This is a genomic window from Flectobacillus sp. BAB-3569 (genome assembly GCF_002270355.1).
GTDB classification, from domain to species: domain Bacteria; phylum Bacteroidota; class Bacteroidia; order Cytophagales; family Spirosomataceae; genus Flectobacillus; species Flectobacillus roseus.
In genome coordinates this window covers 14076-34424 of record NZ_NJFZ01000035.1, presented here as the reverse complement: position 1 = coordinate 34424, position 20349 = coordinate 14076, and the positions used below count along the sequence as shown (strand labels likewise).

Below are 20349 nucleotides of genomic sequence, written 5' to 3'. Positions count from 1 at the left end.
AAACTCCAAACCTCTTAACACAAGAAAATGGCATCTATTATCAATATCCATGCACTTGGTGCAATTAAACAAGGTGACGTAATTTTCGCATTCAAATTCGGCGAATCAGGTACGTGGACTTTAGCGCTTTGTGAAATCAACTCACAAAAAGTCCTTTTTGCCAAACATAGCAGCGGTGGCAACTTTGAACCAATGTACCTATCTAAGCTGGAAGGTTCGGGTTGGTTCAATGAAACTGGTATCGCAGAGTATGCCAAAGCCTTGAAACCTTTTGCCTTGCCAGAAACGCAAACCGTAGGAATGGCCTATGTGACAGCCGACAAGGAAATCGGTTTGTATGCGGATGGTAAAGGCGCCATTGCCAATACGCCATTTGTCGCAAAAGACGCTACTGACGTCATCAAAGAAGTCTTGGGTGGTTCAAGCGTAAGCGCATCTACCGAAGGTTCTCCAGAGGCAGCCACTCCATTTTATAAAAAGCCCCTCAACTATGTGTTGGCTGGTTTAGCCGCTTTGGCTGCCTACTTTGCTTGGAAGTCTTTTAGCAACGAGGACGAAGACTAAGATAATCATGCTAGACAGCCTATCAACATAGGCTGTCTGGTCTTAACTCAAACACAATGGCAATTGATATCAAAAATGTCCGTATAGGAATGTCCGTTAAGGCAACATCCCCTAAATACGGTTACGTCAAGTTGTATGATACTGCCGATTGGGATGAAGATAATCCAAGCAAGATTGACTTTGGTGGTGTAATTGGTAAGGTGAACAATGGGCTTCAATTGGGAATTATCCAAGATGTCTATGAGGATACTAAACTAGCTTTAGTTCAGTTGTACAAACCTATTTTGTATATGCTGAAATATCGTACCAACGCCATTGTTCCTTTGTCTGACCTAACCACTATTTCAACACCAACCGTCGTTTCTGGAACGAAGAACTACTATTGCACAGGTGATAGTGTCAGAATCAGAACGGGAGCTTCTTTAACCTCAGCCATTAAATCAGCCGTTAATAAGGGTAATTTGATTGGTCAGTCCGATGGAAAAAGCGTCAATGGCTTTTTGAAGTTCAACTTGGCAATGGGTGGTGTGGGGTATGTAGCTGTCCAATATTGTTCGACCGTCAAACCAGTCGTCAATCAACCTGTGAAAAAGACTGTCACCAAAACAGATACCACCACTGGAAAAACCAAGGATGTTGTAGTGACCCAAGTAAACACAGGCGAAGGCTATACAGTCAAGGAAGTCATCATCAAAGGTGCAATCGGTGCAGTAGCAGGCTTTTTAGCGATTAAACTAATCGGAAAACTCTTTAAACTCAAAGGTGATTAATGAAAGCACTAAGCCTAGCATGGGGAACTTTCCTCAAGGTGGTCAACAAGCTCACCTCTTCGAGTGTATTCTGGTACGCTGTCTTTGGAGCAGCTGCATTTTATGCCTATAAGCGATTGACAACGCCCAAAGAGGAAACCTTTCTGGAACTCCCACTTCCTAATTCAGGCTCAGGGCTTCCAAAAGACTGGAATCCTAATCCATTAGTAGAAGAATTCCATGCCTACTTTGACTCATGGTTTGGTAATAGTGATGATTTGAGAGATGCCTATATAAAAGCTCTTTCACTCACGAATGACCAATTCCATCTCCTTGTGCAAACCTATAATGCCAAATACGGCAAAAAGGATGCTGCAACCCTTTGGACTAGAGTCACAAGCTGGAAGAAGATTCTTTTTTCATGGAATGGCGACCAGCAAGCTCGAATGGAACAGCGCATGATTGCCCTAAAACTTAACTACTAATGAATAACCAAAGTGGATTATTAGGCAATCTAGGTACAGCCAATATCAATGTACAATTTGATGTGCCTAGTTCCTTAAAACTTGGAGCTACTGCCCTAGGGGCTGGTACGCTCCTGATTCTTATCTCAATCTTTTTGAAAAAGTGGATTAACAACTAAAATATGCTACCCTTTGAATGGCTCACATACCGAAACCCTTACGGCTATATCTCTAAAGTTCGAGAAGTAGCTCAAAGACTCAAAATCAAGCCTGAATGGCTGATGATGGTCATTTGGGTGGAAAGTAAGCACAGCTCGCAAGCTGAAAATAAGCTCTCAGAAGCATTTGGCTTGATTCAATGTTTGCCGAGTACGCTAAGACGTTTGGGCTATTCATTAGGGCAAGTAAAGGGTAAGTTTGGAGAATGGCAATTAGAGCACCTAGTGTATCCTTATCTCAAACCCTATATCGGGAAGATGAACTCAGCCTATGATGTGTATCTAGCTATTTTCCATCCCGCTGCCCTTGGTAAAAGTGATGGCTATGTGATTGCTTACGAGCGTGAAAAAGCCTACCAATACAACAAAGTGCTCGATACGGTTTATGGTGATAGAGACGGCAAACTGGAAGTATTAGATGTAAAATTCTTCTTTAAAAAGTCTGTCCAAAATGCCGTAAAACTCCACAAGAAACTACCTGAATACAAAGACAAAATTCCGTTTGGTTATGAGCTTAGTTTATATTGAAAAAGTACCCTCAAACCTTCGGACAGCCTTTGAGAATACGGTTAAGGCGATTTGTTCAGACCTAGGTATCAAAAATCCTGATTGGCTCATGATTGTCATGTGGGCAGAGTCAAGGCTCAATCCACAGGCTCGAAACCCGAAAGGTACAGCTACGGGTTTGATTCAGTTTTTAGAAAGCACCGCCAAAGACCTAGGGACAAGCACCGCAGCGCTTTACAAGATGAACCACGTGCAGCAGCTACCTTATGTGAGAGAATACCTCAAACGAAGAATCAAGGAAAGAGGTGTGCCTAAAGACGCTTATCAGCTCTATTTTCTGGTACATTTTCCCATTGCATTCGGCAAAGCTGACAACTCAGTACTCTACAGTAAAGGCACAACGGCTTACAATAGCAATCCACTTGATTACAATGCAGATGGCGTGGTGACAGTGGCAGAAGTGAAACTATTCCTAAACAAAGCCTTGCCAGTCGGCTACGACAAAACAAATCTAACGACAGGGTCGATTAGTTCCCAAACTGGCAGGGCTTTGTTGTGGATTATAGGGATTAGCTTCTTTGTGGCAACAGGCTACTTTATTGTGCGTCCTGATTCATGGCAAGCAGTCAAAGCGCTCATCAAGGATTTTATCAAACAAACCATCAAGGTTTTCAAATGAACTTAAACGTTTTTAGAAACATATACTATACCGATTCCGATATGCTCTTAGAAATACCAGTCATGGGCTTTATCATTCATGACTTTTCAGATTTGGCACAAGCAGGCTTCTTTCTTTTATCCGCCATTTATGTGTATTGGAAAATCAAGAATGAGAAGCTCAAGCATGATAACATGAAGTCTGGAAAGGTAATAGAGGACAATGAGGACGATAACTAACAATCATTATGGCAAAGTATGAGGATGAAATATTAGCAGCACTCCATCAAAATACCTTGGTGATGCAGCAAATGGTCGCTCAACAGAATCCTGCAAATGCTCCAAAGTCTGATGTGTCGGGCTTAAAAGCTTTTATCAAGGTGGCGGTAGATAATCCCAAAACTACAATTGCAGGTTTGGGTATTTTCGTTTGCGAAATTATCAAAGTGTTTATTCCAGAGATGCACGAAAAACTAGAGATGACCAAAGCAGGACTTGAATCCTATCTGGGTTACAAAGCCGTGGATGCTGGCGTTAATCCCAAAGTGTCCACCAAAGAAGATGAGGTAGTTGCAGGATGAAAAAATTCATGATTGCTTTTAAGCACTATCAACATGACGGAAAAGACTTTTACAATCAATTGATGAAGACTTTTCTAAGAAGTGAATTCATTCATTGCGAACTAATTTTTTCGGATGGAAAGGTCGGTTCTTCGAATGAATTTACAGGTGTAAACATCTTTGCTGAAGACCAGAACCGAAACCCGTTTTATTGGGAGTTCTACGAAATTCCGTGGTACTACGAAGTAGAGACACGAAAATACGTAGCACGAAAGGTAGGCAAACCCTATAATTGGGGTGGGGTCTTGGGAAGTATGCTATATCCAATGGGGCTGAGTCAAGATGGTTTTTGTTGTGCTGACCTCTGTTATGTTGCACTTTGTAAATCAGGCGTACCACTTCCCAACCATGACCCTGAGAGTGTTTCACCCAATGACTTGCGGTTAATGATTCAAAAACTCTATCCACGAATATACCCTTGAAACGATGTTTAACAAACTCTTAAAACTCGGAAGTTTCTTTGTCGGCTTATGTATCGCTGGTTTCTACGTGTCAGGAATGATGCTCAACTTTATCCAGCTTCGTAAGGAAAAAGAACTTCGAAAAATCAATAAATACGAATAACCGCTAAACCTATACGAAATGAAACAAGGTGATATCCTTTATGCCAAAAGCTTGCGATTCACAGCCTTTGCAGGAAAGAAGGAAGAACGAAAATACAATCCTTGGGTAGACACCACGAGCAATCGAAACTTTCTGACCTACTTAATACCGGGCGTTGGGCAAGTCATCGGTCTCGTTGATTTTGCCACAGGCTATCAGCAGTATGACGACAGTCCTATTGGCAACGAATTAAAGTTCCTTTCAGAAAGTGACCCCGATACCGTTCCCATGCAATTATTCATTGGGGGTCAACCCATCCACCACAACGCAAGCTCTTAGTAGAGTTTGAATTTGGGGATGTGGTGGGCGTTTTTGCTGGTAAGACCAAGTATTTGGGTGGCGTTGCCTACATTCAAGTAGCCGTCGAGATTCGAGGTTACACAGGGTCTGGAGATGATTTCCCTGTTCCAGCTTTGGTTTGGGTACGACTGTCTGATGTCTCCAATGACCAAGACGAACTAACTCAACTCGCTGAACAAGGACAATCGGGCAATGTGGATACCAAAACCCTAAAAGAAAAGCTCTCTAAAGCGCCAACGAGTGTAACAGGAAGTGGATCTGGTTCAGATTCAAACAATGGAGGTTCTAAAACAGGCTTAATCCTTGGTATCATTGCTGGTGTGGTGTTGATTGGTGTCACGATTTGGGCAATTGTCACTCGTAAAAAAGAAGACTCATGAAAAAGACAGCAATGGACACTTCACAAGGTTTGGATACTTCCAAAACGGATAGTTCAAACCAGACAAATACGGATAAAAACGGCAAAACCAAGGTCGGACAAGCCATCTCCAATATTTGGGGAGGGATTAAAGGTATTTTTACAGGAAAAACACCAAATCCTGTTTCAGCTAATGGCACAACTTTGCAGGTAAAGGACAACCAAGGCAATGTCATAGCTCAAAAGGAAACTAATACCAATTGGGGCGGAGTTTTGGCAGGTGTAGGATTACTTTTTACCAGTATTTTTCCAAATGCCATAAATCAAGATTCTAACCTCAACAACCAACAACCTGACCCGAATGTCCAGCAACAACAATTGCAAAGAACGGGTCAAAACATTCTTTGGATAATTGGTTTAGCGATTGTGGGCATAGGAACTGCCATTTTTATCTATTTCAAAAAGAAGGATGATTAGAATCGGAGTAGTTTCGAAAGTAAAGGAAATAGACCCTGAGCAACTACGAAAAATCGTAGCAGCAATCAATAAGCAATTGGCACTACATTTTGCGCCTTATTGGGCAATTGAAGCGCAAGCTACGGTTTTTAGTAGTACAGACTTGATACCAAAAGGCTACTTTCCTGTGACCATCGAATATGACATTGGGGAAGACCTTGGAGGTTTTCACGGAGTCGATGACAATGGAGTTCCTTTCGGTAAAGTTAGATTCTCCACAAAGGTCAGTTATGTTCTTTCACATGAGATTCTGGAAATAGTTCATAATCCTTATCTAAAGAAGTTTAGAAAAACCACAGGGTTTAAGGAAAATGAAGATGACCCACTTTATGTTGAGGAAGTCGCTGATGCTACGGACGGGAAAGGATATTTGATTGATGGCATTGAAGTATCCAATTTCATTACTCCCGACTGGTTCAACAAGGTTCATGTCGAGAACATCAAATATGATTTTCTAGGACTTTTGAAAAGACCCCGTGAATTATACGAAGGTGGATACATTAGCTGGCTGAGTGTGCAAGGAGAGTACTGGCAGGCGGTCAAAACCAAAGGAAAGCTCTTAATTCGAAAGCTCACAGGTTCAAGTGTGGCCAGTGAAACCAAGAATAACCCACTAGCTTGGATTATACCAAGTGCGGTAGTTTTATTGAGTATAGTTACTTATATCTTTATTCGTAAAAAAACCTCTTAATAACCTATGAAAAAGACCTCAAAGAAGTCAGAAGAGAAACCTAAAAGAAGCTTTTCTCCTGCACAAAAAGCAGCTCAAAAGAAAGTAAAACAAGTCAATCTGGAAGCTGTAAAAAGTATCTACGAAGCTGGCAAAGCAGGAAAGCCCATGCCTACATGGGGTAAATCGCTAAAAGTAGCTTCCAAGAAAGTCTACAACAAATAATTGCCTCTAAACCCAGAAAATAGCCTTGGTCGAATTTCGGTCAAGGCTTTCTTGAAGTTATGAAACAACAAAAATATCCTACTTGGGGCATTGCAGTGATTGTAGTAGCAGCATTATGGTTTTTCTGGGATAAGATAGGTTTGTTTTTCACTCAGAAAGCTCAAAAAGAGCTAGCTGCTTCAAATGCTAAAATAGACAAAGACACTGATTATTTACTTGATCTGCTAGCAAAGGAACGTCTTGCCATTCAAAACCTGTCCGAAAAGATAAAGGATTTAAAGGAAGATACTACCAAAGAACCAAGTGGTGATGTCACGAATCATTACAGTACCACAGTGTACAAGGGAGTGGATTTTCAAGAAGTCATTGCGGGCGAATATATCGTAAAAGGTCGCCTAATCACTGTTAAGAATGGTCTTGCCTATCACTTCAATCCAAGTCTTGAGGAAAACTATTTAAAAGCAACTGGAATTAGTTTAGACAATGCTCCAGTAGGCGAAACACTCCATATTCAAGTCGAGGGAGTTGTTGAAATTGCCAATTGGGGACTAATAGTAAATACTAACTACTATGCTGGTCCCGCTGGACAACTGATTCCTAATGCTCCGAATGGTGCTCTCGAAGGTGGAGTAACCCAAAGTGTGGGTTTGTCTATCACCCATGAAAAGCTCAATATTGATTTCTCAGTTTCTATCATAAATCAAATAATCACCTAAACAAACATGGCTACAAAAAAGCAAGCTCTAATTAAAACCACTGACGGTAAGATGCAAGTCAGTGTGGCGACTGATACCAGCGATGGTACAGCCGCTAATGCAGGACGTTTCCTACTCTTAAATGATAATGGGATTGTCGATGAATCTGTGATTCCAGACTGGATGAAAGGATTCTTAGTAAAAGACAACTGTGTGGAAACAGGCGGTATTGCTGTTGGAAAAATCGTGGCGCTCACCGCTACTGGTTTTGTACTGGCAGACAATGGCTCTTTGGCAAAAGATGCCATTGGCATTGCCGTAACTGTCGGTGTTAACAATGCTCAAATGTCTGTTTTGACAGGTGGTAAGTTTACCATTGCAGGGGCAGCATTCACCAAAGGCTCTAATTACTTTTTGGGAACTGGTGGCGATGTGACAACCATTCCACCTGATAACGTTGCCAATAAGCTCTCTCAGAAAATTGGGAAGGCATTAGCACCCACTCAAATGGTATTAGAGATTTCAGAACCAATTATCACTAGCTCGTTAAATTAATGAAGAAAAAAGTCGTAATAAAGAACGCTAACGGCAGTCTTGCTGAATTGAATGTCAATCTTGTTCCAGAGGGAGGGTCAACTAATATGGCACTGCTAAAGGATGATGCTGGCTATTCATTCCGATTTCTTACGACTTCAGTTATCTCAGATGATTCCGATAAACGCTTTGTGACAGATACACAAATCAATTATTGGAATGCTAAAGTTGAACGTTCAGAACTCTCTGCTTATCTCCCCCTAACTGGTGGAAATATGGCGTATGGCGCACGAATTAGCTTTGACCCAAACTCATACATCGGGTATGGAAACGCAGACAATGCCACCACTACTGGCTATAATTTAGAAATTGCCAGTTGGTGGGGCATTGGCTTTAAAGCCACCGTAGATAATATTACTCGTATAGTTTTCGATACCCGTGCGGGTCGTATTCTCAGTAAAGCTCTTAGAGTTTCTGATTTTGCTGATGGACTAAATTCTGTACCCGTTGTCTCTGATGCAAACGGAAGCCTCGTTAAAACATCCTTTGGTGCTGATTGGATAAATACTAACGCTAACAGACGATTTGTTACTGATACTCAAGTTAGCTATTGGAATGCTAAAGTTGACCGTTCGGAGTTAGGAGCTTACTTACCGCTTACGGGTGGTTATCTCACTGGTAAAGTTGAAATTCAGGCTAATGGTGGTACGCATTGGTCGGATTCTAAACTGGCAGTTATAACAACGGATAACACAAAACATCCATCCATTGCATTACATTCTCCCGGAAGTTCTGCTGTTACCATTTACCAAAGAAACTTTGACTTATATATCAGAACCGATTTCTCTGACGCTGGGGCATTAGTTCACAAAAGAATCTGGTCTGAAAATAATCATGGTATTGGTTCTGGACTCAATGCAGACTTACTGGATGGCTTCCATGCTTCCTATTTTACAGATGCAAACAATATTGTCACAAATACTGGCAAAAGATTGGTTTCTGATACTCAGGTTTCTTACTGGAACGCTAAAGTTGACCGTTCGGAGCTTGGTGCTTATCTTCCTCTTACAGGCGGTACCATGTCAGGAAGGGTAATGTTTGATTCAAACTGTTACGTTGGATATGGAACTGGCGATGGTGCATCTACTTCAGCCTACAACCTTGAGATTGCTTCTTGGTATGGAGTCGGATTCAAAGATACAAATGGGAATAAAACAAAAATTGTATTTGATACCCGTGCTGGTAGAATACTAGCCAGCGCTGTTCGCCTTTCAGATTTTGCAGATGGTCAGAATGCTATACCTGTCGTATCTGATGGAAGTGGAAACTTGGTTAAATCAGCATTCTCTGCCGATTGGATTAATACAAACCTTAATCGAAGATTTGTAACTGATACCCAAGTTTCTCAGTGGAGCAACAAAGTAGAACGCTCCGAACTTGGCGCATATTTGCCTCTGACAGGTGGTGTTATCTCAGGAAAACTTGATATTCTTGCTCAAGGAGGCACTCGTTTGGAGGACGCGAAACTTTGTATTAGTACTACCAACACTAGTAAGCCTCCTTCAATAGCATTTCATACACCGGGCGTTTCAGCTATTCAACTTTATGAAAAGCTGGGGCATTTGTATATCAGAAACGATAATGGTACTGCCTACGATAATGTCAACTACAAGGTTTGGACTCAAATGAATCATGGGGTTGATTCAGGGTTGAATGCTGATTTGTTGGACGGTTATCATGCTTCCTACTTTGTTGATGCCAATAACCTTATCACAAATACAAACAAGCGTCTAGTTTCTGATGCTCAGATTACTTACTGGAATGGTAAAGTTGATAGAACTGAACTAGATTCTTATTTAGCTCTCTCTGGTGGTACCATGTCTGGAGCAATTAGGTTTAGTGGCGTAGGAGTTAACACGATTGGAAATGGCACTGGCGACGGAGCCACTACTTCAACTTATAACCTACAAATCGCCTCTTGGTTTGGAATAGGTTTTAGAGATAGCTGTTATGGAAATACCTACATTGTTTTCGATACTCGTGCTGGTCGTATTCTCAGTAAAGCTCTTAGAGTTTCTGATTTTGCTGATGGACTAAATTCTGTACCCGTTGTCTCTGATGCTAATGGAAATCTAGTTAAAACCTCTTTTGGTGCTGATTGGGTCAATACTAACGCTAACAGACGATTTGTTACTGATAGTCAAGTTAGCTATTGGAATGCTAAAGTTGAGCGTTCGGAGTTGGGCGCTTATCTTCCGCTTACGGGTGGTTATCTTACTGGTAAAGTTGAAATTCAGGCTAACGGTGGTACTCATTGGTCAGATTCTAAACTGGCAGTTGTAACAACGGATAACACTAAGCATCCATCCATTGCACTACATTCTCCCGGAAGTTCTGCCGTTACCATTTACCAAAGAAACTTTGACTTATTTATCAGAACCGATTTCTCTGACGCTGGGGCATTAGTTCACAAAAGAATCTGGTCTGAAAATAATCATGGTATTGGTTCTGGACTCAATGCAGACTTACTGGATGGCTTCCATGCTTCCTATTTTACAGATGCAAACAATATTGTCACAAATACTGGCAAAAGATTGGTTTCTGATACTCAGGTTTCTTACTGGAACGCTAAAGTTGACCGTTCGGAGCTTGGTGCTTATCTACCTCTTACTGGCGGTACCATGTCAGGAAGGGTAATGTTTGATTCAAACTGTTACGTTGGATATGGAACTGGCGATGGTGCATCTACTTCAGCCTACAACCTTGAGATTGCTTCTTGGTATGGAGTCGGATTCAAAGATACAAATGGGAATAAAACAAAAATTGTATTTGATACCCGTGCTGGTAAAATACTAGCCAGCGCTGTTCGCCTTTCAGATTTTGCTGATGGTCAGAATGCTATACCTGTGATATCTGATGGAAGTGGAAACTTGGTTAAATCAGCATTCTCTGCCGATTGGATTAATACAAACCTTAATCGAAGATTTGTAACTGATACCCAAGTTTCTCAGTGGAGCAATAAAGTAGAACGCTCCGAACTTGGCGCATATTTGCCTCTGACAGGTGGTGTTATCTCAGGAAAACTTGATATTCTTGCTCAAGGGGGTACTCGTTTGGAGGAAGCGAAACTTTGTATTAGTACTACCAACACTAGTAAACCTCCTTCGATAGCATTTCATACACCGGGCGTTTCAGCTATCCAACTTTATGAAAAGCTAGGGCATTTGTATATCAGAAACGATAATGGTACTGCCTACGATAATGTCAACTACAAGGTTTGGACTCAAATGAATCATGGGGTTGATTCAGGGTTGAATGCTGATTTGTTGGACGGTTATCATGCTTCCTACTTTGTTGATGCCAATAACCTTATCACAAATACAAATAAGCGTCTAGTTTCTGATGCTCAGATTACTTACTGGAATGGTAAAGTTGATAGAACTGAACTAGCAGCATTCCTCACACTTACAGGTGGAACCATGACAGGAGCTATTAGATTTAATGCTGCTGGTTCAAATAACGGCATAAGTGCAGGTACTGGAGATGGCGCTACAACTACAGCATATAACCTTGAAATAGCATCGTGGTACGGAGTGGGATTCAAATCTACCCTCGATAATACGACCAAAATCGTATTTGATGCACGTGCAGGTAGAATACAAGCAAACAGAGTATTATTGAGTGATTTTGCAGATGGTCAAGTTGATAGGTTAATTGTTTCTCAAGGAGATGGAAGCCTCGTCCGCTCTGATAAAGTTAGATTTGGGTATAATAATCATATATCAACTGGAACTGGTGATAATGCAACGGAATCAACGTACAATTTTGAGATTGCTTCTTGGTGGGGAATCGGATTTAAGTGCAATGTAGACAATATTACTCGTATAGTTTTCGATACACGTGCAGGTCGTATCTCAACAAAAACCTTAAAAGTTTCAGACTTTGCAGATGGACTAAATTCTGTACCCGTCGTCTCTGATGCCAATGGAAACCTCGTTAAAACTTCCTTTGGAGCTGACTGGGTCAATACTAATGCTAACCGAAGATTTGTTACCGATACTCAAGTTAGCTATTGGAATTCCAAAGTTGATAGAAGTGAATTAGGAGCTTACCTACCACTTACGGGTGGTTATCTTACTGGTAAAGTTGAAATTCAAGCTAATGGTGGTACACACTGGTCTGATTCGAAATTGGCAGTCATAACAACGGACAATACAAAACATCCGTCGATTACGCTACATTCACCCGGTAGTTCTGCAGTAACTATATACCAAAGGAACTTTGATTTGTATATCAGAACCGATTATAGTGACGCTGGAGCTCTGGTTCACAAAAGAATCTGGTCTGAAAACAATCATGGTATAGGTTCAGGGCTAAACGCAGACCTATTAGATGGCTTTCATGCAGCTTACTTCACTGATGCTAATAATATTGTCACTAATGCCAATAAACGTCTAGTATCGGACAGTCAGATTTCTTATTGGAACAGCAAAATCTCAGGCATCAGCTTGGAGGAAAATGGTTCTGTCAAATCTGGCAATAATGGTAATATTAACTTTTGTGATGGGGCATTTATTGGAGCCTCTGTATCGGGCAATCAAGTACGCTTCAATGTAGATGTCGTAAACGATGATACTCGATACAATAATACCACGATTTCTCCTATTTCAACCAGCTTTATCAAAGGTAAAATAGATGGAAAGGCAGATTGGGGTCATTCACATCACTGGGATTCAATTTATGGTAAACCTAATTTTTCAGTCCTTTTGCAAGAGAATGCCGCTGACAAGGGTATGTATAGCGTAATTAATTTCTCCTCTGGTGCTTACAATGTCATTCAGGTGGATGGGAACACCGTGCGATACCATGTAGATGTAGTCAACGACGATTCCAGATGGGCGAATTGGTGTACAAATCCTGCTTCAGTAGCTCTTGTCAAAAGTAAAATAGACGGAAAAGCAGACTGGGGTCATTCACACAGTTGGGAAAGCATCTATGGTAAACCTACGGAGTTTAACCCAAGCCCTCATAGTCATAATTGGAATGATATCGCCGATAAACCCTTTGAATTCAATGGAAATGTAGTTTCTACGAACTATTGGTTCAATTCTAAACATGGATGTGTGATGGAAGGTATGAGTTATATTCATAACATTAGCTCCGAAGTTATAGGCTCTGATGCTATATCAACCAATAATCTTCGTCTTAACATGACACCATCGTATTCGAAGTCCAGTGCGCCAAGTGGTTACCTGACACTTGAAGGTAACAGAGTCGTTTTTGTAAACTCATTTAATTAATTTTTAACCTCTTAAAATCTATGTTTTTAGCAACACTTTTGCCTAATAAAAAAGGCGTTTCTCAAATTGAAATTATTGCCGATAATATCTCGGAAACCAGACAAAGTATTTCTATTTCGTACAATGAAAAGATTGACTTGTCCAGAATTGCAGATGCAAAGAAGTACCCTGATGCAAGTGGTATTTTCCAAACCAGCAAACAATATTCCTTCACAGAAGCTGAATTTAATGAATGGTACACAACAGAGAAGTTGGTAATGGAGATTCTTTTGACTGCCCTTGGACTTGAATATGAAAAGATTGAAAAGTACCAAAATGGGGAATTAGTGACCATTAAGACTAAAGTAACCGAATAGGTGTTTAGTCAACTCAATCTCCCCATCAAGCTCCCGCTCTGGAAGGTACGCCTTTTACAGGGCGGAGCTCTTTTGTTTGTATGCCTACTCATTGCAGTGGGATATTTCTACTCTCAGAAAGATACCCAAGTGGCAAAAGCTGAAGGACAGAAAATAGAAATTAATGAAAGAATTGCCCATCGAGAGCGACAAAGAACCATATTCCAAAAGATTGCCTACGAAGCATTCAAAAACGGACTTTCTACCCAAGAACAAATCCAAGAAAAGCACCATGAAGACGAACGCAATATCAATGTGTATATCCTTGCTCTGCCTGATTCTACCATTGAAGCTCTATTCACAGACCAATACGGACAGCCTAAGCCAATCACGGTTTACAAATAAATACTATCTGATAACGCCACTACAGCTACGAAATATCGTGGCTGACCGTATGCGATATGATTCTCTACTGGTTCGATACAATGCCCTCATTCGCAACAATCAAACAGTGATTGAACCAGCCATAGATGCTGCCACCCAATCATTCGAACTAGCTGACCAGAACGCTCGTGATTACTCGAAAATCATTAAGCTAGACACCAAAACTATCAAGAACCAAAAGCTTCGAATCATTTGGCTCAAAGTTAGAACTCCATTGCTAGGTGCAGCTTTGTTTTACTTAGGTAACAAGTCTGTGACATGGGGATGGAAATTTTGATAGCAAAATGAAAATCCCGGGAATGAGATATCAGCCCTCGAGATGAAAAAATGATAGCAAAAATTCTATAGGCGCTCAAAGCTCAGCTCCTGAAGCTCAAAAAATTGATAGCAAAATTTCACAGGGTTTTTCAGGAGCAGTACCCTTGGACGAAGTCGACATCATCAAATTGATAGCAAAATGGTATAGAGCTGCCAACTTCACACCGGAGAAAAGGGTACATTTTGCTATCAAAATTTCTCAAACACTAAACCTATAAATATGAATGACATCATTGGCACAGTCGGCAACCTTGTAGGAGGTTTATTTGGGAGTCAGTCACAAGACAATACTACCGATTTATCCATACAAGGAACAAAATATGATGGGATTGCCTATCAAAAAGAAGTCGAACAAAACAAAAAGCTTACAACCTATCTTCTTATTGCTTTTGCCATAGGAATCACAGTTTTAAGCGTATCTCTATTCAAGAAGAAATAATATGGCAAACATAGCAGATATTGGAAACATCATTAGTTCTGGCATATCATCGTTAGGAAGTGCCGTAAAAAGCGTTTTCCAAGTAACCGAAACAGGCAAAACAAATAGAACCCAATTAGAAACAGATGCAGAAAAATACGGAAGTGATTCCGTTTACGCATCAAGTGTAGCAGCTCAGCAAGGGAAAACCATCAGGGTCTTACTTATCTCCATCAGTGCTATTTTTCTTGCCTTTCTAGCATTCAAACTGATTAAATCTAATCAATAAAACCTATGAAAAAGCTTATAGCAATTGTCCTCATGATAGCAGCAGTAATAGCTGCCTATTTTCTTGGCAAAACCCCGAAGAGTAGAACCAACACAACGGCAAGTAATCAGATAGATGATTCAGACACGACTCAGAATTCAAGCAGTAGCCCAACCAATAACAATGCTGGTAACAGCTCCACCAGTAGTAGCTCTAGCAACACACAAAACAATGGTACAGGCACAAATCCTGATATTGTAGATACCAGCAAGTTTTATGATTATTGGATTGAGAAAGGAGAATATATTTACCTTAGAAAAGGTGGCAAAACAGCAGTAGGAAACTATGCAATAGGTTTCTTAAAGGATGGTAGAGTTGTTTATACCCATTATCTCAACGAGGGTACTCCTGAGGAGACCATGAGGTATAGTTTATCGCCAGAGTATTTGCTTAATTATTGAAAAAACGGGAGTCTATGTGATGTAGGCTTCCGTTTTTAATTTATTGTAATTCAGAGTCGTAAGGTATATAATTGACTTAGGTTAATAAAACATCAATATTTTCATTTCTTATTATTCGGTAGTTCTAAATAATGAAATTTGAATAAATTGCAAACTGGGTTATCTCTAATCAATTGAATGATTAAGACTAACATCTCGACAGGATTTAGAAATATTTAGTGGAGAGAATTTTAAGTAACCAACAATATAAAAAGTACGACAAGAATAGTACAAGGAAGAATTGACAAAGTTTTAAAAAATACAAGAATCACTACAAAACTTTCGTATATTTTAGTCTTGGGTACTATTTAAAATCGGCAGTTAAACATAATCACTAATGGCTAATATTTATATTTCCTATCAACATACTGACGCTGAAATTGTAAAGCAAATCTCTGGAGAACTGGTTAACCGAGGCCACTCGATTTTATTAGATGACAGTATTTTAAAAGTAGGTCAAGACTGGCGTAAAGTATTGTTAGACTCTTTAAAAAATGCTGATGGAGTTTTAGTTTTAATAACAGAACATAGTTTAAAATCAAACTATGTTGTTAGTGAAGTTGGGACTGCGAGAGCTTATGTTGCAGAAAGTGCAAACAAAAAATTCATTATTCCTGTAATCTATGGAGAAATTCCAATACCAAATTTTATAGACGATTTATATTGCATCCGACTATACAAAGACACTTTTGAAGAAACTATTGACAAAATAGATGCTTCAATATCAGTTTTTTTAGGAAGACAAGAGGCTGATAAAGAAAATAAAATTATTGCTAAACAAGAAGTAGAAACAAAAGCAGCAGACTTCATTAAAGACACAACATTTGCATTAAAGCAAAGGGAGTGTCACAATAAAATTGTAGCTTATTTCTGTTACATCATAGGGATAGGAACTCTAATTTTTGGTGTATATGTTGGGATTAATGGGTTTGAGAACGTTCCAGAAATACAGGCTCTACTTGACACATACCCAAACCAGATTTGGGGAATATACATTTTGGTGATTTTAAAAAGTATTATTATTATTGGGTTGCTTATTGCTGCTTCAAAATATGTATTTACGCTTGGCAAATCCTTTATGCACGAATCTCTAAGAAATGCTGACAGAATTCACGCCATTTCTTTTGGTGAGTTTTATTTAAAGGCATATGGCGACAGAGTTGGGACACACACTGAAATTAAAGAAATATTTCAAGAGTGGAATATTGATAAACCTTCTGCATTCTCGAATATTGATACGAACTCGTATGACCCTAAATTTTCAGATAGTCTTGTTGAAATAATAAAAACGTTGAGCAGCAAAATAAAAAGCTCAGACTAAACGGCAAACAACAAATGGTCTTGTGCAAGTGTTGCTTGACAGCAGTAAATTCAGCGAAAGATTAATTTTAAGCAACAGTTTCAGCTAGACGGAACGCTTTTGAACGATAGAATAACAATCAGCATAAGAATAGAAATGTAGCTTGACGTTTTGGGCAGGCAGAATTCTAGTTCCACACCTGAACAAAGCCTTGTTCATTTGTAGTAAGGCTACAACACGAAAATAACAGACAATATGAAAGTAAAAACCATAGACGACTTTTACGACTTTTTAAAGACACAAACGGAGACGGAGGACAACTTAATTTATCGAGGTGTTCGCAACTCAACTTACAAGTTGACACCATCAATCGGCAGACTTAAAACTCAAAAAGGATTGGCGTTAGATGTTAAAGAAGAAATCAGACTTTTTGATATATTCAAACAACGTGCTTATCCGTTTATAAAGGACTACAAGGACGACAAACTTGAATTGCTATCAATTGGACAACATCACGGTTTGCCAACTCGGCTTCTTGACTGGACAAAGAACCCTCTTGTTGCAACATATTTTGCAGTTGAAGAACCATTTACCAAGGACGATGAAAAAGACACAGAGTTTTGTTGTGTTTACATTCACAAATCAGACAAACTTGTAAAACTTAGCGATACATTTGACCCTTTTACAATTAAAGAAGTTAAACGCTTTGTTCCTAAACATTGGGACAACAGAATAATTGCACAAGGTGGTTTATTCACGGTTCACCACGACCCTTACACTCCTTGGCAGCCAAAAAACTTGACGACAATTTTAATTCACAAAGATGTTCGTAAAGCAATTAAGAAATCATTAAATAGATTTGGGGTTAATTCTGGGACAGTTTATCCAGACATTGACGGGATAGCAAAACACATAAAATGGTTACGTTCAGACCAACACTAAAGACAGAAAGCCCTACTGCTTACACAAGTTTTGTGTCAGGCGGGGTGACATGAAAACTTGGAGCTTTGTGTTTTTATTCAAATGTAGTGCTTGCTGGTTGACAGTTTTGGGCTCCTAAACACGCCCGAATGTAGCCCCGAGTCAGTCTGTGAAAAAACTCAATATCTAAGCATTTAGATTGTAATAGTTAATAATTTTCGGATAGGTATCCGAGTATGAAAACGTATCAAGTTAGTTTTTTATAGCTTGACGTTGGTGGCAAGTGTAAAATACTCTCCTTTAAAAAATATAAAGAAAAGTTTAAAATAATTTCCCAATTATTAATCATTATGAAAACCAAAAAAATAACAAAATTGAACTTCAGACTCCTTGGATAACGGGTTCATCAAATACAATTATTCAATCAGAAGACAATACTATTTCAAATGAATCTGATAATGAAAACAAAAAAACAAATAGTATCGAATTGAGCCCCCCTTGGGAAACGAACAACAAAAATACTTACAGGCATAGAGCAGTTGAACTAGATAGTACTGAATCAAAAACTTTCATTAATGAACGGACTCGACTTCACGAACTTTACATAACAGAACAAGAAAAGACTAAAAGGATTTCATTAATTTTGGCAGTTGTTTTGATACTTGCATCAGTTTTTTTCTCATGGCAGCTCCCGAGGGAAAAGAAACATTATCATATGTTGTTTGTGGGTTATTATTCATCTTTGCCGCTGGTGCTGTCGGTTACAAACGTGTCTGGGGAAAAATACCTTTTACTGAATTTAAAGCTGACCAAGGGGATTCTGATAAGTAAAACACTTAATAATGAATAAGAAAAATTTGTTCTGAAAACAAGTACCTAATACGACGGACAACTTTTGACAACAAGCCAAGCTGTTGACATTTTTCAACACGACTATAATGTACCTATTTAGATTGACATTACTGTTTATTATGTAAGGCTCGAATTGACAGTGATTGATTTGTTGACAGAAACAGCTAATTATTAAGACGTAACAGAATTGGCACCCGTTCAGACAGGTTTTGTGTCAAGCGAACTGACCTGTGAAATTGGAGCTTTAACTGTCGTTATGTGACCTTTTAACCCACTCAATGGCAAATTAAATAATGGGGCATATTTTACTTTACGAGGAAATTAAAAACTTGACTATTTCAGAATTAATTTCTCAAATTAAACAAGCTGAAAAAATTGCATTTAAAGATTTGAAACTTGTAGATTTAATACATAATAAACGATCACTTATTGGAGTATATGTAATATTTGACGAACAAGAAAATGCTGTGTACGTAGGCAAAACTGGAAGCCGTTCTATTCTGGAAAGAATAGCATCTCATTTTGATTTAAGAGAAAACGCTTTTATGAATACATTTCTACGTGCATTGACTGGAAAGAAAAAGAGGAGAAACCAACCGCAAGCTACGAGCGAAGACTTAATGTACGTCTACGAACTTGCATTAGAACATAAATTGATTTTTATGTCCGTAAAACACGAGATAATTGGGTTGCTTGAAAGCATTTTGACAAATGAATTACAACCAAGGCTCAATAGTATAAGAGGAACTAGACAATATAGAATAAGCGAAAGAATTGTTGATTTAAAATAAAATGCCATATAACACAGAGTAACTATTTTACAACTTCTTTTTTCTAAAATACTCTTATAGAATAAACTTTCAGACCTCTTTTGAAGTAATTTGAAGGAGGTCTGTTTTGTATGTAGTGTATAATAATCTAAAATTTGAAGCGCTTAAAACTTGTTTTTATATAATATCGTGAAATACATTTAAGTAAGATAAAAAACAAAACAACAGTAGGAAATGGTGAAGAAGTATAGATTGTTACCTAAGTTTACGATTTTATATTTCAGGATAATTCGTACCCGTTTACTGTAATAGGTTGACTTTGGTTAATATATTGAAAAAACTTGAAGAAGTTTCGGTGGTTGAAAATCCAGCAAGTAAATTGTGTTGGGCTTTATAAGCAACATTTGACGGTAAATAAGTTGATATTTCCCTTTTTTAAGAAAAGAAGTAGCCTATAAAAATAAAGGCATAGCAGGCTTTGCTTAAGTCTTGGTGACATAAATATATATATAGACAGCCAAATACCACCACAAAATGTTGTTGCCAAGTGTGAGAATAGAACTAATATTAAAAAGAGTTTCGTTGAGTTAACTTTCATCTAAATCTAAAAATAAAGGTTAACATTATGAAAGAGTGTAATAAATGTAAAAGTAAAAATATCAATATTAATTCTCTTTTCAAGTTTCATGATATATACAACTGTCAAAATTGTAATTATTGGACCTATAAACCTATTGACGACTGTTGTAGAGACCCTGTTAAAATAATCGTAATTGATAGAAAAGACCATCAATTGTATTTTATCCGAGAACAGTGTTTGCATTGTGGTGGCTGCATCAATAAATCCAAACCTTTAAGCTCCAAAAAGTTCGGTGACCAAATTAGAGGGGAACTTTGTGAATCAAGTGAAAAAGAACGTTGGGATAATTACTACGATGAAAAAGATATTTTATTTAATATGAAAAAGGAGTACAGATTATATAATTCTCCTTGGTATAAATATTATGTTTACTTAAGTACTGACACATGGAAACAAAAGCGAAAATTGGTATTTGAAAGGGATAAAAACATCTGTCAAATATGTAAACAAGAAACTTCAACGGAAGTACACCACCTAACATATCAAAATATTTATAATGAACCAATTGAAGACTTAATTGCAATTTGTCATAAATGTCACAGACAAGAACATGGAAAACCTTCAATTGAGGAAAACAATAAAGAGAATGGCTAACTCGTATCA

29 protein-coding genes are annotated in these 20349 nt (G+C 38.7%); all 29 read left to right on the top strand.

Annotated elements, in window-relative coordinates; translation table 11 throughout:
- The first annotated feature begins 27 nt into the window (after positions 1–27).
- The 29 genes from BWI92_RS23895 (at position 28) to BWI92_RS23765 (ending at position 20340) form a co-directional block, all read left to right on the top strand.
- Entirely contained in the window at positions 28–564 is a 537-nt protein-coding gene (locus BWI92_RS23895) for a hypothetical protein (RefSeq protein WP_095167616.1), read from the top strand.
- Between the two features lie 56 nt (positions 565–620).
- The gene (locus BWI92_RS23890) at positions 621–1334 is read left to right on the top strand and encodes a hypothetical protein (protein WP_095167613.1); all 714 of its coding nucleotides are present in this window, start codon (positions 621–623) and stop codon (positions 1332–1334) included.
- Positions 1334–1798, top strand: coding sequence for a hypothetical protein (locus BWI92_RS23885; RefSeq protein ID WP_095167611.1), 465 nt, complete (start codon positions 1334–1336; stop codon positions 1796–1798). Before BWI92_RS23890 ends, BWI92_RS23885 begins: the two co-directional genes overlap by 1 nt.
- Positions 1798–1956, top strand: a complete 159-nt coding sequence (locus BWI92_RS27445) for a hypothetical protein (RefSeq protein WP_176464337.1) — start codon at positions 1798–1800, stop codon at positions 1954–1956. The genes BWI92_RS23885 and BWI92_RS27445 overlap by 1 nt, the downstream gene beginning before the upstream one ends.
- 3 nt (positions 1957–1959) lie before the next feature.
- Positions 1960–2523, top strand: a complete 564-nt coding sequence (locus BWI92_RS23880) for a transglycosylase SLT domain-containing protein (protein WP_095167608.1) — start codon at positions 1960–1962, stop codon at positions 2521–2523.
- Positions 2504–3181, top strand: coding sequence for a transglycosylase SLT domain-containing protein (locus BWI92_RS23875; RefSeq protein ID WP_095167607.1), 678 nt, complete (start codon positions 2504–2506; stop codon positions 3179–3181). Before BWI92_RS23880 ends, BWI92_RS23875 begins: the two co-directional genes overlap by 20 nt.
- Positions 3178–3399 carry a hypothetical protein gene (locus BWI92_RS23870; RefSeq protein WP_095167605.1) on the top strand — a complete coding sequence of 74 codons (222 nt, stop codon included), beginning with the start codon at positions 3178–3180 and terminating at the stop codon, positions 3397–3399. Before BWI92_RS23875 ends, BWI92_RS23870 begins: the two co-directional genes overlap by 4 nt.
- Before the next feature lie 8 nt (positions 3400–3407).
- The gene (locus tag BWI92_RS23865) at positions 3408–3740 is read left to right on the top strand and encodes a hypothetical protein (protein ID WP_095167603.1); all 333 of its coding nucleotides are present in this window, start codon (positions 3408–3410) and stop codon (positions 3738–3740) included.
- The gene (locus BWI92_RS23860; protein WP_095167601.1) at positions 3737–4201 is read left to right on the top strand and encodes a hypothetical protein; all 465 of its coding nucleotides are present in this window, start codon (positions 3737–3739) and stop codon (positions 4199–4201) included. The genes BWI92_RS23865 and BWI92_RS23860 overlap by 4 nt, the downstream gene beginning before the upstream one ends.
- Before the next feature lie 4 nt (positions 4202–4205).
- Positions 4206–4343 carry a hypothetical protein gene (locus BWI92_RS27440; protein ID WP_166554030.1) on the top strand — a complete coding sequence of 46 codons (138 nt, stop codon included), beginning with the start codon at positions 4206–4208 and terminating at the stop codon, positions 4341–4343.
- Between the two features lie 51 nt (positions 4344–4394).
- Positions 4395–4661 carry a hypothetical protein gene (locus tag BWI92_RS23855; protein ID WP_141234905.1) on the top strand — a complete coding sequence of 89 codons (267 nt, stop codon included), beginning with the start codon at positions 4395–4397 and terminating at the stop codon, positions 4659–4661.
- Between the two features lie 20 nt (positions 4662–4681).
- The gene (locus BWI92_RS23850) at positions 4682–5062 is read left to right on the top strand and encodes a hypothetical protein (protein WP_141234904.1); all 381 of its coding nucleotides are present in this window, start codon (positions 4682–4684) and stop codon (positions 5060–5062) included.
- On the top strand, positions 5059–5517 hold the full coding sequence (locus tag BWI92_RS23845; RefSeq protein WP_095167594.1) for a hypothetical protein: 459 nt from the start codon (positions 5059–5061) through the stop codon (positions 5515–5517). Before BWI92_RS23850 ends, BWI92_RS23845 begins: the two co-directional genes overlap by 4 nt.
- Complete coding sequence (locus BWI92_RS23840; RefSeq protein WP_095167592.1) at positions 5510–6247, top strand: hypothetical protein; 738 nt, start codon at positions 5510–5512, stop codon at positions 6245–6247. Before BWI92_RS23845 ends, BWI92_RS23840 begins: the two co-directional genes overlap by 8 nt.
- Positions 6248–6253: 6 nt before the next feature.
- The gene (locus BWI92_RS23835; RefSeq protein ID WP_095167589.1) at positions 6254–6451 is read left to right on the top strand and encodes a hypothetical protein; all 198 of its coding nucleotides are present in this window, start codon (positions 6254–6256) and stop codon (positions 6449–6451) included.
- 59 nt (positions 6452–6510) lie between these two features.
- The gene (locus BWI92_RS23830) at positions 6511–7167 is read left to right on the top strand and encodes a hypothetical protein (RefSeq protein ID WP_095167587.1); all 657 of its coding nucleotides are present in this window, start codon (positions 6511–6513) and stop codon (positions 7165–7167) included.
- Positions 7168–7173: 6 nt separating this feature from the next.
- Entirely contained in the window at positions 7174–7701 is a 528-nt protein-coding gene (locus BWI92_RS23825; protein ID WP_095160503.1) for a hypothetical protein, read from the top strand.
- Positions 7701–12980, top strand: a complete 5280-nt coding sequence (locus tag BWI92_RS23820) for a tail fiber protein (protein ID WP_095167586.1) — start codon at positions 7701–7703, stop codon at positions 12978–12980. Before BWI92_RS23825 ends, BWI92_RS23820 begins: the two co-directional genes overlap by 1 nt.
- Before the next feature lie 20 nt (positions 12981–13000).
- A complete protein-coding gene (locus tag BWI92_RS23815; protein ID WP_095167583.1) occupies positions 13001–13336 on the top strand; it encodes a hypothetical protein in 336 nt (111 codons plus the stop codon).
- Complete coding sequence (locus tag BWI92_RS23810; protein WP_095167581.1) at positions 13337–13720, top strand: hypothetical protein; 384 nt, start codon at positions 13337–13339, stop codon at positions 13718–13720.
- 37 nt (positions 13721–13757) lie between these two features.
- Complete coding sequence (locus BWI92_RS23805) at positions 13758–14036, top strand: hypothetical protein (protein ID WP_141234903.1); 279 nt, start codon at positions 13758–13760, stop codon at positions 14034–14036.
- A gap of 261 nt (positions 14037–14297) precedes the next feature.
- Positions 14298–14516: a hypothetical protein gene (locus tag BWI92_RS23800; protein ID WP_095167575.1), complete on the top strand. Its 219-nt coding sequence runs from the start codon at positions 14298–14300 to the stop codon at positions 14514–14516.
- A 1-nt stretch (position 14517) separates the two neighbouring features.
- Entirely contained in the window at positions 14518–14784 is a 267-nt protein-coding gene (locus BWI92_RS23795; protein ID WP_095167573.1) for a hypothetical protein, read from the top strand.
- A gap of 5 nt (positions 14785–14789) precedes the next feature.
- Entirely contained in the window at positions 14790–15224 is a 435-nt protein-coding gene (locus tag BWI92_RS23790) for a hypothetical protein (protein WP_095167571.1), read from the top strand.
- Between the two features lie 376 nt (positions 15225–15600).
- Positions 15601–16584, top strand: a complete 984-nt coding sequence (locus BWI92_RS23785; protein ID WP_095167568.1) for a toll/interleukin-1 receptor domain-containing protein — start codon at positions 15601–15603, stop codon at positions 16582–16584.
- A 234-nt stretch (positions 16585–16818) separates the two neighbouring features.
- Positions 16819–17505, top strand: a complete 687-nt coding sequence (locus tag BWI92_RS23780; RefSeq protein ID WP_095167566.1) for an FRG domain-containing protein — start codon at positions 16819–16821, stop codon at positions 17503–17505.
- 660 nt (positions 17506–18165) lie between these two features.
- Complete coding sequence (locus BWI92_RS27435; protein ID WP_176464520.1) at positions 18166–18315, top strand: hypothetical protein; 150 nt, start codon at positions 18166–18168, stop codon at positions 18313–18315.
- A gap of 314 nt (positions 18316–18629) precedes the next feature.
- Positions 18630–19127, top strand: coding sequence for a GIY-YIG nuclease family protein (locus BWI92_RS23770; protein ID WP_095167560.1), 498 nt, complete (start codon positions 18630–18632; stop codon positions 19125–19127).
- A gap of 604 nt (positions 19128–19731) precedes the next feature.
- On the top strand, positions 19732–20340 hold the full coding sequence (locus BWI92_RS23765) for an HNH endonuclease (protein ID WP_095167557.1): 609 nt from the start codon (positions 19732–19734) through the stop codon (positions 20338–20340).
- The last annotated feature ends 9 nt before the right edge of the window (positions 20341–20349 follow it).